A 12,048-nucleotide genomic window follows, 5' to 3' on the forward strand; every position below is an offset into this window, starting at 1 on the left:
TACTTTTTCACAGCCCATCATGCCGGCCCGCATCCCGGCTTCCTCGCGCCGAGAGTGCCGCCGCCGGGCGCGCTGTCCGATGTCGAAATCGGTCCGACGGACAACAGGGCGCAGGTCTTGGCCGGAGACTGAACCTGGCCCTGCCGCCGCCCGCGCCTCTACGGTCAGCTCTGCCAGCCCATGATCAGACCAGCTCCGGATAACCCATCGCCGCCGCTTCCGCCTCATAGGCGAGAACCGCGTCATAGGCCGCTGGATGCGGCGGAGCGACACGATGGATGGCGAGCCCTTCCAGTGCCGCCTGCAGCGCGAGAGGCGGGAAGGGCCCGGTGAGCAGCGCGGTCAGCCTCCGCGCCGTCGCCGGGGAGGTCGCCACCGAGGTCACGAAGGGAATGCCGGGTGAGGCCGGGGTTTCGGCCAGCACCCGCAGCCTTTCGGTCAGCGCCGGGCGAAAACGGGTGGCAAAGCCGAAGGTCACGCAGTCGATCGCGGCGGCATCGGCCGCGCCTGATCCCACCATCTCCATGCTCGCGGCGTGGCTGCCGCTGACCAGCACATCGGCGAAGAAGCGCCCCTCCTGCGCCCAGGGAGCGAAGAGCCGGCGCGGCAGGTTCATGCCCGAATTCGAGTCGCGGCCGTTGATCGCGAATCGGGCGCCGCGCAGCTGTTCCAGCGTCCAGAAAGGTGCCTCGGCGCGCACGACGAGGAAGGAACAATGGGTCGGAACGCCGTCCGGCCGCAGCCGGCAGCCCGGCAGATCGTAAAGGGGCGTGCCGAGCATTTGATATTGGCCGGCATAGAGGGTTTTGAGCGGATAGCCGCACATCTGGGTGAAAAGCGTCCCACGGTCGATCGCCGCGGGCAGCGCAAGCCCGGCGGGCCTGAGTGTTTCGGGCAGAACGGCAGCGCGCTGTTCCTCTCCCAGGCCTTCGCGCAGGGCATCCCAGAGTGCCGCATTGGCCGCTGCCATTTCGGGCAGCGCATACATTGGCAGGCTGGCACTCACGCTCACGCCGTCAGCGCCTCGACCTCGGCAAGGAGTGCCGTAATTTCCCCCGCCGCCACGGATTTCGGGCTCGCCTCCGTCACCCCCATGCCTTGCGCGAAAGCATTGGCGAAGCCCGCGCGATTGCCGAGTGTGGCGGTGAGCAAGTTGTAGCCGGCCGTCGCCGCCTCGGCTTCCACCTGGGTGCGTAGGCGCGAGGCGTTGGGCGCACGGTTGAGAAGCAGGCGCACAGGCCGCTTTTCGGTCGCTGCGAGCTGCACCGTGCCGGCTGCCGCCCACAGATCGGGCGGGCTCGGCTGCAAGGGGATGAGCACGAGATGGGCCGCCCGAATGGCGCGTTTCGCCTCCGCATCCACCTGCGGCGGTGTGTCCACGATGAGCACGTCATGATCGGCCATCAGCCGGTCGAGCTCTGCCTGCAACCGCCAGCCGGAAACATCCGAAAAGTCGATGGCGGGAAGGGGTTTCCGGCTTGTCGAGCGGATCGCGTGCCAGCGCTTCAGGCTCCGCTGCGGATCGATGTCGAGCAGACAGACACGCCGGCCGGCCGCCATGGCGGCGGCGAGATTGGCGGCGATCATGCTCTTACCGGCGCCACCCTTTTGCTGGGCGACCGTCAGGACCAAGGCCATGGGCACGACTCCATTGCGCCTGGTCATCATAGGTCAGGGTGCCGCCGAGGCGACTCCTCAATGTCAGTCCGCGGCCTCGGCCTGCATCTTCTGCCAGCCTTCGGAGGCGAGGGCATGCAGGATCTCGTCCTCCCCACAGACACCGACGATGCGGCTGCCAGCCGTCATCAGCACCGGCAGTCCGGTCGCCTGGCGTAGCTGGATCACGGTTTTCATGGTGGCCTCCTGGCTCACCGCTGCGCAATGGCCCGCGGGCGGGGGGCCGCCGTCCGTGCCGATCTCGGCGAGCGGCACGGGGGCGCCGTGCATCGAGAGGGAGGCGGTGGAGAGGCTGTCGCCGCCGCGCAACAGGATCGCGCGCGTGGCTTCCACAAGCAGCGCGTCACCCTGGGCCGGCAGGCCCGCGACGGGTTTCATGAAGGTCCTCGCGCGCAGCACGTTCAGCGGGTTCATGTGCTGCACGAATTCGCGCACATAATCATTGGCGGGCGTCAGCACGATATCCTCGGGACTGCCGGCCTGGATGATGCGCCCGCCTTCCAGGATCGCGATCTGGTTGCCGAGCTTCAGCGCCTCGTCGAGATCGTGGCTGACGAAGATGATGGTCTTCTTGACCTCTTTCTGAACGGCGAGCAGCTCGTCCTGCAGCTTGGTGCGAATCAGCGGATCGAGCGCCGAGAAGGGCTCGTCCATGAGCAAGATGTCGGCGTCCGTCGCGAAGGCGCGGGCGAGCCCCACGCGCTGCTGCATGCCGCCCGAAAGCTCGCGGGCATATTTGTCGGCCCATTTGTCGAGGGCGACGAGTTTCAGATTCTTGTCCACGATGCGCCGACGTTCGGCCGCCCCCAACCCGCGCAGCTCAAGGCCGAGCCCGACATTCTCCCGTACCGTGCGCCAGGGCAGCAGGGCGAATTGCTGGAACACCATGGCGATGCGGCGCGTGCGCATGAAGCGCAAGGTCACGCTATCGCAGCTTGCAATATCAACGGTCTTGTCCTCGTTCTTGACGAGAACCTTGCCGCGCGTCACAGGATTGAGGCCGTTGACGGCACGCAGCAGCGTGGATTTGCCGGAGCCCGACAGGCCCATCAGCACGCATATCTCGCCCTCCCGCACGGTGAGCGAGGCGTCCTTCACACCCATGACGACCCCGGTCCGGGCGAGGATCTCGTCCCGGGACAGGCCCTGGTCCATGAGCTGCATGGCCTCGGCCCGCGCGCGAGCGCCCTTGCGGCCCGTTCCCCCGAAGAGGATGTCGACATGGGAAAATTCGATGGCGCTTTGTGCTTCGGTCATTCTTTCAGCCCTCGCTATCACGCGGACGGCAGACGCGGTCCAGGATCACCGCCAGCACGACAATGCAAAGGCCGGATTCGAACCCGACATCCACGCGGAGTGTGTTGAGAGCGCTGACCACCGGCACTCCGAGGCCACCGGCCCCGACCAGGGCGGCGATCACCACCATCGACAGGCTCAGCATGATGCACTGGGTCAGCCCCGCCATGATCGTCGGCAGGGCATGCGGCAATTCGACCTTCCAGAGCAGCTGGCTTTTCGAGGCGCCGAAGGCTTCGCCCGCTTCGATGAGCGGCGGCGGGACGGAGGCGATGCCGAGCTGCGTCAGGCGGATGGGAGCGGCGACGGCGAAGATGATGGTCGAAATCAGGCCCGGCACGGCGCCAAGGCCGAAGAGCACGACCGTCGGGATCAGATAGACGAAGGTGGGCAAGGTCTGCATCAGATCGAGGAGCGGACGTACCCCGGTATACAGCCACGGTCGATGGGCGCAGGCGATGCCGATGGGCACGCCGAGAGCCATGGAGATCACGGTCGCGAAGATGATGAGAGAGGTCGTCTCCATCGTCGCCGACCAATAGCCCTGATTGAGAATGAAGAGCTGGGCGAGGACAACGAACAGGACCAACTTCCAGGACCGCTGGATGGCATAGGTCAGAAGACCCACGGCCAGAATGAGGATAATGGCCGGAATGGCCTCCAGCACGGTCGTCAGTCCGTTGATGGCGGCGGCAACGCCGTTCGAAACGGCATCGATGATATCGGAGCCGCTGATCGCGTTGACGACACTGGCGATCCAGTCGCCGAGCGGGATCTTGTGGCCTGAGACTAGATCCGCCAACCCGTTCAGCATTCAGGCACTCCATTCCAGATGTTGGCGCGGTCCGGACGGCATCAGATCATAAAAAGCCTGACGCGTTCAAAGTTTTATGGTCGATCTGCCCGCAAATCGGGTGGCCTGTGGCCGGCGAGCAGCGGACAACGCCATACTATGAGCGGTCGCGTCGCCCACGCAGCTTGTACGCGGGCGACGTTGCAACAGACAAAATCGTGTCTTGTTAGAGACCGAGGGCTTTCTTCACGACGGCATCGGCCGGTTGGCTGCCGTCTGCGGTGGTGACGCCAGCAAGCCAGGGCGTCATCGCATCCGGATTGGCCTTCAGCCATTTCGCGGCTGCGGCCTGCGGGTCCATCTTGTCATACATGATGGAGCCCATGATCTGGTTCTCCATATCCAGCGTGAACTTCAGCTGGGTCAGGAACTTGCCGGTATTCGGGCACGCCTGCACATAGCCGCCGGACGTGTTGGTATAGACGGTCGCGCCGCCATAATTCGGCCCGAAGATCGCATCACCGCCCGACAGATACTTCATGTCATACTTGGTATTCATGGGATGCGGCTCCCAGCCCAGGAACACGATGGCCTTGTGATCCTTGGTCTTGCGCGTAACCTCGGCCAGCATGCCCTGCTCGCTGGACTGCACAAGCGTGAACTTGCCGATACCGTCCGTGTTGTCCTTGATCATGCCGAGGATGAGACGGTTGCCGTCATTGCCCGGCTCGATGCCGTAGATCTTGCCGTCGAGCTGCTTGTAGAACTTGGCAATGTCCTGAAACGACTTCAGGCCGTCGTTATACAGATAGGTCGGAACCGCGAGGGTGTATTTCGCGCCTTCGAGATTGGGGCCGACCACATCGACCGTCTTGTTGGCGACATAGGGTTTGATGTTGTCCGCCATCGTCGGCATCCAGTTGCCGAGGAAGACGTCGATCTTCTTCTGCTTCATTTCCTCGAAGGTGACAGGCACCGACAGGATGGTCGTTGTCGTCTTGTAGCCGAGCGCGTCAAGGATATAGGTCGCGGTGCCGGTCGTGGCCGAAATATCGGTCCAGCCGACATTGGAAAAGGCGATGTTCTTGCAGGACGCCGGATCGGCGGCGGCATGGGCACTGGCACTGACGCCGATGCCGCCGGCGACGAGACCCAGCACGGCGGCGGCATGCAGAAGGTGTTTACGCATCTTGCGGTCCCCTTATTCACGCTTCGGAAATGATTCAAGCCCTGGACGCCCCGTCCGGAGCCACAAATTGAACATACTTTCAATTTCACCCGCGGGTCACCCCTTTTTATCGCGAAAAAGAGAGGTTGGAGGCAGTTTTTTGGGGGGAAACGGATAAGTTGCCGATATATTAAGCAAGACGTGCCTATAAACAGACCTATGGATCACGGGTTTGCGATCCGCACTTGATTGAACGTTCAAGCAATAATAGAACCGACGTGACGGCCCAGGGGCCGGGTTCACAGCTGGAGAGTCGCTTGTCACGCCGGGAGCCCGAAGACACGCGCCGGAAACAACTGACCGACACGACCATCCACGTCATGGCGCAGGTCGGCTTCCACGCGACCACCCTTGGCCTCATCGCCAAGCAGGCTGGGGTTTCGGCCGGTCTGGTCGCCCACTATTTCGGTGACAAGGAGGGGCTGCTGGAAGCAACCTTGCGCAGCCTCGCCTCGCGTCTTAGCCGGGCGGCGGCGGCGCGCATGCGGGCAGCCACCACGCCGCGTGCCAGACTGCAGGCGGTGATCGATGCGAACCTGGCACCGGAGGAAATGGATTCCGAAACGAGTGCCGTCTGGCTGGCCTTCTGGGGCCAGGCCAAGCATTCGGATCGTCTCAAGCGCGTGCAGCGCATCTATCAGCTGCGGGTGCTCTCCAATCTGCGGCACGCTTTGCGCGGGCTTGCCAAGGCCGAGGATGTCGAGCGGCTTGCCGTCATCATCGCCGCTATCATCGACGGGCTCTGGCTGCGCACGACCCTCGCCGCCGCCTGGAGTTCCGCGGATTCGGAGACCGCACGCCGCATCGCCGCCGGCTTTGTTGATACGCAGCTGGCCGCGAGCAAGGAAGGAAGTTCGATGTCTCCTGTCGCAGGCGCTCCGGCGTCCCCCCTCCGCCTGGCCAACTGGATCGACGGCGCCTATCGCCCGGACGCTCAGGCGGAAACCTTCGTCACCCGCAATCCTGCAACCGGGGCGGTGCTGGCTGAGCTCGACATCGCGGATGCCGCCGCGCTCGATGCGGCATTCGCCGCCGCCTGCCGCGGCCAGAAGCTCTGGGCGCGCATGACGGGGATGGAACGCGGCCGCGTGCTCAATCGTGTGGCGAGCCTGCTGCGCGCGCGAAACGACGAGCTGGCGGCGCTGGAGACTCAGGATACCGGCAAGCCCATTCAGGAAACCAGCGTGGTCGACGTCGTTTCGGGCGCCGATTGCATCGAGTATTTCGCCGGCCTCGCTGTCGGGCTTGCGGGCGAAAGCGTCGATCTCGGGCCCGGGGCGATGGGCTACACGCGGCGCGAGCCGCTAGGGGTAGTCGCCGGCATCGGCGCCTGGAACTATCCGATCCAGATCGCCTGCTGGAAGGCGGCGCCGGCACTCGCCTGCGGAAACGCCATGATCTTCAAACCCTCCGAACTCACCCCGCTCTCGGCCTTCAAGCTTGCCGAGATCATGAAGGAAGCGGGGGTGCCGGACGGCGTCTTTACCGTCCTCGCGGGCGACGGGCGCCTCGGGGCGCTGCTCTCCCGTCATCCTGGCATTGCCAAGATCTCGCTCACCGGCTCCGTGCCGACGGGCAAGAAAATCATGGCGGCGGCCGCCGAGACGCTGAAGCACGTCACCCTCGAACTCGGTGGCAAGTCGCCGCTCATCGTCTTCGAGGATGCAGACATCGAGAACGCGGTCTCCGGCGCCATGCTCGGCAACTTTTATTCTGCCGGCGAAGTCTGCTCGAACGGCACCCGCGTCTTCGTCCATCGTGCCGTGAAGGACCGCTTCATCGCCCGCCTGCTGGAGCGCACGGCCAAAATCCGCCTGGGCGATCCGCTCGACCCGGAAACCCAGATGGGCGCGCTGATCTCGGACGCCCATATGAGTAAGGTGCTCGGCTATATCGAGCGCGGGATCTCGGAAGGAGCCACGCTGCTCTGCGGTGGCACGCGCGTGACGGAGGGCGCCATGGGGCGGGGGAATTTCGTCTCGCCCACGATCTTTGACGCGAGCGGCGACGATCTCGCGATCGTCCGCGAAGAGATTTTCGGGCCCGTCATGACCATCCTGACCTTCGAGACCGAGGAGGAGGTTGTGGCCCGCGCGAACGATACCGAATTCGGCCTCGGCGCCGGCGTCTTTACCCGGGATCTGACCCGCGCGCACCGGGTCGTGGCAAGCCTCGAAGCCGGGACTTGCTGGATCAACACCTATAATATCACCCCGATCGAACTACCCTTCGGCGGCTATAAGCAATCCGGCCTCGGCCGCGAGAACAGCCGCGCGGCACTCGATCATTATACCCAAATCAAAAGCGTCTATGTGGCACTCGCCCCCGTGGAGGCGCCGTACTGATGTCAAGCTTCGATTATATCATCGTGGGCGCCGGCTCCGCCGGTTGCGTTTTGGCGAACCGCCTGACAGAGGACGGCAAGACCACCGTTCTCGTGCTCGAATTTGGCGGTTCGGATTCCTCGATCTTCATCCAGATGCCGGCCGCACTCTCCATTCCGATGAATAAGGAGAAATACAACTGGTTTTATGAGACCGAGCCCGAGCCGCATCTCAACAATCGCCGCATGCACACGCCGCGCGGCAAGGTTCTGGGCGGATCCTCATCGATCAACGGCATGGTCTATGTCCGTGGCAATGCCATGGATTTCCAGGGCTGGGAGCAGCTCGGCGCGCGCGGCTGGAACTATGCGCAAGTGCTGCCCTATTTCAAACGGGCCGAGCACCGGGAAGAAGGCGGAGACGAATATCGCGGCGATCATGGGCCGCTCCGTACCTCCTACGGTCCCACCAAAAACCCGCTCTATCATGCCTGGGTGGAGGCGGCGCAGCAGGCCGGCTACCCCAAAACAAACGACATCAACGGCTTCCAGCAGGAAGGCTTCGGCCGGATGGACATGACCGTGAGCCACGGTCAACGCTGGAGTGCGGCGACGGCCTATCTCAAGCCCGCCATGGCGCGGCCGAACCTCGAAGTGCGGACGGGCGTGCTCGCCAAGCGGATCATTTTCGACGGCAACCGAGCGACCGGCGTGCGCTATCTGCGCGGCGGGCAGGAGGTTTCGGTTCATGCACGCCGGGAGGTAATCCTTTCGGGTGGACCCATCAACTCGCCGCAGCTTTTGAAACTCTCCGGCATCGGCCCGGCTGCTGAGCTTGCCGAGCATGGCATCAGCGTCGTCGCGGACCGGCCGGGCGTCGGCGAGAATCTGCAGGACCATCTGGAATTCTACTTCCAGGTCGCGGTGACGGAGCCGATCACTCTCTTCTCGGCGCAGTCGCTCATCTCCAAGGGCATGATCGGCGCGCGCTGGATGGTGATGAAGGATGGGCTCGGCGCCACCAACCATTTCGAGACCTGCGGCTTTATCCGCAGCCGGGCAGGGGTCTCCTATCCGGATCTCCAGTACCACTTCTTGCCGCTCGCCATTTCCTATGACGGCAATTCCCTCGCCACCGAGCACGGCATGCAGGCCCATGTCGGCCCCATGCGCTCGAAAAGTCGCGGCTGGGTGCGGCTGCGCTCGGCAGACCCGCATGACAAGCCGCGCGTCTTCTTTAACTATATGAGCCACCCGGATGATTGGGTGGAGATGCGGGCGAGCGTGCGGCTGACGCGCGAGATCTTCGCTCAATCAGCCTTCGAACCCTTCCGCGGGCGGGAAATTCAGCCTGGCGCGGATTGCGTGACGGACGAGCAGATCGATGCCTTCATCGCGGACAAGGTGGAGAGCGCCTATCACCCGTCCTGCACCTGCAAGATGGGCGACCCTTCGGACCCGATGGCGGTGGTCGATCCGGAAACCCGGGTCATCGGTATCGAGGGGCTGCGTGTCGTCGACAGTTCCATCATGCCGCAGGTGACGACGGGCAATCTCAATGCGCCGACCATCATGATCGGCGAGAAGGCTTCCGATCACATCCTCGGCCGGCCGCTGCTCGCACCCTCCAATGCGCCTTTCTATCAGGCTGGTAACTGGCAGACCGCCCAGCGCTGAGGCTAGAGAGAAGGTTCGGGGGAGGAAGGCCGAGGGGTTTTCGCCCGCAGCCAACCTTGTGTTAGCCGAGGGAGTGAGGACGCTTCATGCCTGTCGTCGCCTATATTGCCGCGCTTCTGGTCTTTCTGGCGCTGGATCTCATCTGGTTCGCCGTCATGGGCCAAAGCTATCGCAGCGTGCTCGGGCCCATGCTCGCCCCCAATATTCGCTGGGGCGCGGCGGCGCTCTTCTACCTGCTCGATATTCTCGGCCTGATGATCTTCGTCATGCTGCCGGGGCGCAGGCGGGGGGCTCTCTGGGTGCTCGCCCATGGCGCGCTCTTCGGCCTCTTCACTTATGCGACCTACGACCTCACCAATCTTGCCGTAATCAAGGGCTGGACTGCCGTGCTTACGCTCCAGGACGTGATCTGGGGCATGGTGGCCTCGTCTATCGCGTCGATCTTCGGCTGGGCGTTGATGCGGGACCGCGCGCGCCGTCGCCGCTGAACGAAAAAAGCCCAGGGGTCGCGGCCCCCCCGGGCTTTCGGCACGCCCGGCTTTGAGGCTGGACTCAGACGACGCTGAGCTTGACGTCGATATTGTTCCGCGTCGCGTTGGAATAGGGGCAGACCTCGTGCGCCTTGGCGACCAGCTCTTCGGCGGCCGCGCGCTCCACGCCCGGAAGCGAGACCGCGAGCGCCACCTCGAGACCGAAACCGCCTTCCGAGCGCGGGCCGATGCCGACGGTGGCCGTCACCGTCGCATCCGCCGGCACCTTCGCCGTGCCGCCCTGGGAGGCCACGAACTTCATCGCGCCGATGAAGCAGGCGGCATAGCCGGAGGCGAAAAGCTGCTCCGGGTTCGAGCCTTCGCCGCCAGCGCCGCCGAGTTCCTTCGGCGTAGCGAGCTTGACCGAGAAATTGCCGTCCAGCGTGCCGGACTGGCCATCGCGGCCACCGGTGGCTCGGGCAGCAGTCTTATACAGAACATTCACGGACATCGTTGTCATCCTTCCATGGGCGCCTATCGCGCCGGAGCGAAAAACTTACACACGATTAAATCGTGTGCGATTGATCTAGCTCGTCCGGTTTCGCACGTCAAGTATTGCGATAGGGTCGTGCGCGACCTATCTCCTTCGTGATCATCGCGGCAGACCGCCGCGCCGAGGAGGTTAAGATGGCCGACACGCCGGACCGGATGCCCGATCTCTCGGAGTTCCTTTGCTTCGCCGTCTATTCCACCAATCATGCCTTCAACCGCGTCTACAAGCCACTGCTGGAGACGCTTGGCCTGACGTATCCGCAGTATCTGGTCATGGTCCAGCTCTGGGCCGAGGACGGGCAGACGGTGGGCGCGCTCGGCGGCCGGCTGTTTCTGGAATCGAATACGCTGACGCCGCTGATCAAGCGGCTGGAGGCGCAGGGCCTCGTCCGCCGTGCGCGCGATCCGGCGGACGAACGCCAGGTGCGGGTTGCGCTGACCGAGACGGGCCGCGCGCTCGAGGCGCGGGCCCTGAGCGTGCCGGCCTGCGTCTTCGCGGCGACCGGCATGGAGCTTCCCCGTCTGCAACGGCTGGTGGAGGACATGACCGCTCTCCGCACCGCGCTGATGGAGACGATGGAGGAAGGGGAGGCCGAACGCTAGGTGGTTCTCGGCTTATTCCCGGGCACGCCCTTGTCAAAGAGGTGGAAGAGCGGCAAAGCATTGTCTAGGGAGATGACGCATGGAAGGAAGCCGACAGACGCGCTGTCAATGACGGTGCCCACAAGCCATGAGCGGAGTGCCACGGCGGTCAACTCTCCCGCGTCCCGCAGGCTGAAGACATCACAGGACCAAACAACGCGCACGAAGCGGCGCCGCAAAAAAAACCGGGAGAGCTTGCAACAATGTCCGTCAACGCCGCACCAGTGACAGCTGCCGTCCCAACCACCACGCAAATCTTCAAGGTCGCGCTCGCGAGCATCATCGGCTCGATCATCGAACAATATGATTTCCTCGTCACCGGCGTCATAGCCGCGACGGTCTGGGGCGGGGTCTTCTTCAAGCTTCCGGGTCTCGCCGCGGTAGCCGCGGCGATCGGCGTTTATGGCATCGGCATTATCATCCGGCCGGTAGGTGCATATATCTTTGGCAATATCGCCGACCGCAGCGGCCGCAAGAACGCCATGGTCTTTGCCTTGATGCTGATGGGGGGCAGCACATTGCTCATCGGCCTTACGCCGACCTATGACAGCATTGGCGTGCTCGCACCGATCCTGCTAATTGTCTTCCGGCTGATGCAGGGTATCAGCTTCGGCGCAGAATTCGGCACAGCTTCCACCTGGGTCGTGGAACAGGCGGCGCATTCCAAACATCGCGCCTTCTGGGGTGCCTGGGTTGGGTTTGCAATTCCTATCGGCCTTCTGCTCGGTTTCGGCTCAGTCATCTTTGTTAAATCCCTGATGTCGCCTGCGGCATTCGTCGCCTGGGGATGGCGCATTTTCTTCTACGTTGGCTTCCTCGTGGCAGTGGTCGGCATCGTCATCCGCAACCGTACCGAGGAGAGCTACGTCTTCGAAAAATATACGCGGGGTGAGGCGCCGCTGAGCCACCCTGCCAATGCCGTCTGGCGCGAGATGCCGCTGCGCATCCTGCGCACGTCACTCGTCAACGCCATGTTTGGCGGCGCGTTCTTCCTCTCCTTCGTGTTCGGCACAAGCTACATGAAGGCGGTCGGCTACAAGCCGAACCAGGCACTGGAGATCGGATTGATCGCGGCAGCCTTCATGCTTGTCTTCATGATCATCGGGGCGCTGCTGTCCGACATCATCAACCGGCGTACCATCCTGCTGATCGCCGCCCTGACCTTCCTGATCTTCGCAATCCCCTATTTCTACCTGATCAACACGGGCAATTTCTATCTCGCCATGCTCGCCGACATCATCGGCTTTGGCTTTGTCTTCGGTTTCGGCTACGGCGCCATCCCGAGCTTCTACACGGAGAATTTCCCGACCCGCTTTCGCGCCTCGGGTGCCAGCGCCGGCTACCAGATTTCGCAGGTCTATGGCGGCGGCCTCATCCCCATCGTCGCCGG

11 protein-coding genes are annotated in these 12,048 nt (G+C 63.6%); 5 read left to right on the forward strand and 6 right to left on the reverse strand.

Annotated elements, in window-relative coordinates:
* Window positions 1–184: 184 nt before the first annotated feature.
* The 5 genes from VL752_RS22015 to VL752_RS22035 form a co-directional block, all read right to left on the reverse strand.
* Window positions 185–1,012, reverse strand: a complete 828-nt coding sequence (locus VL752_RS22015) for a phosphate/phosphite/phosphonate ABC transporter substrate-binding protein (RefSeq protein WP_325358781.1) — start codon at window positions 1,010–1,012, stop codon at window positions 185–187.
* Window positions 1,009–1,638: a ParA family partition ATPase gene (gene parA / locus VL752_RS22020; protein WP_325358783.1), complete on the reverse strand. Its 630-nt coding sequence runs from the start codon at window positions 1,636–1,638 to the stop codon at window positions 1,009–1,011. The genes VL752_RS22015 and parA overlap by 4 nt, the downstream gene beginning before the upstream one ends.
* Before the next feature lie 63 nt (window positions 1,639–1,701).
* Window positions 1,702–2,934, reverse strand: a complete 1,233-nt coding sequence (gene choV, locus VL752_RS22025) for a choline ABC transporter ATP-binding protein (protein ID WP_325358785.1) — start codon at window positions 2,932–2,934, stop codon at window positions 1,702–1,704.
* Between the two features lie 4 nt (window positions 2,935–2,938).
* Window positions 2,939–3,787: a choline ABC transporter permease subunit gene (gene choW / locus VL752_RS22030; RefSeq protein ID WP_325358787.1), complete on the reverse strand. Its 849-nt coding sequence runs from the start codon at window positions 3,785–3,787 to the stop codon at window positions 2,939–2,941.
* Between the two features lie 205 nt (window positions 3,788–3,992).
* Complete coding sequence (locus tag VL752_RS22035) at window positions 3,993–4,955, reverse strand: choline ABC transporter substrate-binding protein (protein WP_325358789.1); 963 nt, start codon at window positions 4,953–4,955, stop codon at window positions 3,993–3,995.
* A gap of 296 nt (window positions 4,956–5,251) precedes the next feature.
* Here VL752_RS22035 and betB point away from each other — a divergent pair, with 296 nt between their 5' ends.
* From betB to VL752_RS22050, 3 genes are all read left to right on the forward strand, one after another.
* The gene (gene betB, locus VL752_RS22040; protein ID WP_325358791.1) at window positions 5,252–7,339 is read left to right on the forward strand and encodes a betaine-aldehyde dehydrogenase; all 2,088 of its coding nucleotides are present in this window, start codon (window positions 5,252–5,254) and stop codon (window positions 7,337–7,339) included.
* Window positions 7,339–8,994, forward strand: a complete 1,656-nt coding sequence (betA, locus tag VL752_RS22045) for a choline dehydrogenase (protein ID WP_413788780.1) — start codon at window positions 7,339–7,341, stop codon at window positions 8,992–8,994. The genes betB and betA overlap by 1 nt, the downstream gene beginning before the upstream one ends.
* Before the next feature lie 86 nt (window positions 8,995–9,080).
* Complete coding sequence (locus VL752_RS22050) at window positions 9,081–9,482, forward strand: DUF2177 family protein (protein WP_325358793.1); 402 nt, start codon at window positions 9,081–9,083, stop codon at window positions 9,480–9,482.
* A gap of 64 nt (window positions 9,483–9,546) precedes the next feature.
* On the opposite strand, the gene VL752_RS22055 is transcribed toward VL752_RS22050, so the two are convergent.
* On the reverse strand, window positions 9,547–9,975 hold the full coding sequence (locus VL752_RS22055) for an organic hydroperoxide resistance protein (protein ID WP_325358795.1): 429 nt from the start codon (window positions 9,973–9,975) through the stop codon (window positions 9,547–9,549).
* Window positions 9,976–10,151: 176 nt separating this feature from the next.
* On the opposite strand from VL752_RS22055, the gene VL752_RS22060 reads away from it, so the two are divergent.
* Entirely contained in the window at window positions 10,152–10,619 is a 468-nt protein-coding gene (locus VL752_RS22060; RefSeq protein WP_325358797.1) for a MarR family winged helix-turn-helix transcriptional regulator, read from the forward strand.
* 242 nt (window positions 10,620–10,861) lie between these two features.
* The coding region (locus VL752_RS22065) for an MFS transporter (protein ID WP_325358799.1) at window positions 10,862–12,048 on the forward strand (1,187 nt) is incomplete at its 3' end.

The organism is Acidisoma sp., from assembly GCF_035492295.1.
GTDB lineage: Bacteria > Pseudomonadota > Alphaproteobacteria > Acetobacterales > Acetobacteraceae > Acidisoma.

Coding starts and splice junctions, on each gene's coding strand:
- VL752_RS22055 (WP_325358795.1), bottom strand. CDS start 9,975: ATGTCCGTGAATGTTCTGTATAAGACTGCTGCCCGAGCCACCGGTGGC.
- VL752_RS22035 (WP_325358789.1), bottom strand. CDS start 4,955: ATGCGTAAACACCTTCTGCATGCCGCCGCCGTGCTGGGTCTCGTCGCC.
- VL752_RS22060 (WP_325358797.1), top strand. CDS start 10,152: ATGGCCGACACGCCGGACCGGATGCCCGATCTCTCGGAGTTCCTTTGC.
- choV (WP_325358785.1), bottom strand. CDS start 2,934: ATGACCGAAGCACAAAGCGCCATCGAATTTTCCCATGTCGACATCCTC.
- VL752_RS22050 (WP_325358793.1), top strand. CDS start 9,081: ATGCCTGTCGTCGCCTATATTGCCGCGCTTCTGGTCTTTCTGGCGCTG.
- betA (WP_413788780.1), top strand. CDS start 7,339: ATGTCAAGCTTCGATTATATCATCGTGGGCGCCGGCTCCGCCGGTTGC.
- choW (WP_325358787.1), bottom strand. CDS start 3,787: ATGCTGAACGGGTTGGCGGATCTAGTCTCAGGCCACAAGATCCCGCTC.
- parA (WP_325358783.1), bottom strand. CDS start 1,638: ATGGCCTTGGTCCTGACGGTCGCCCAGCAAAAGGGTGGCGCCGGTAAG.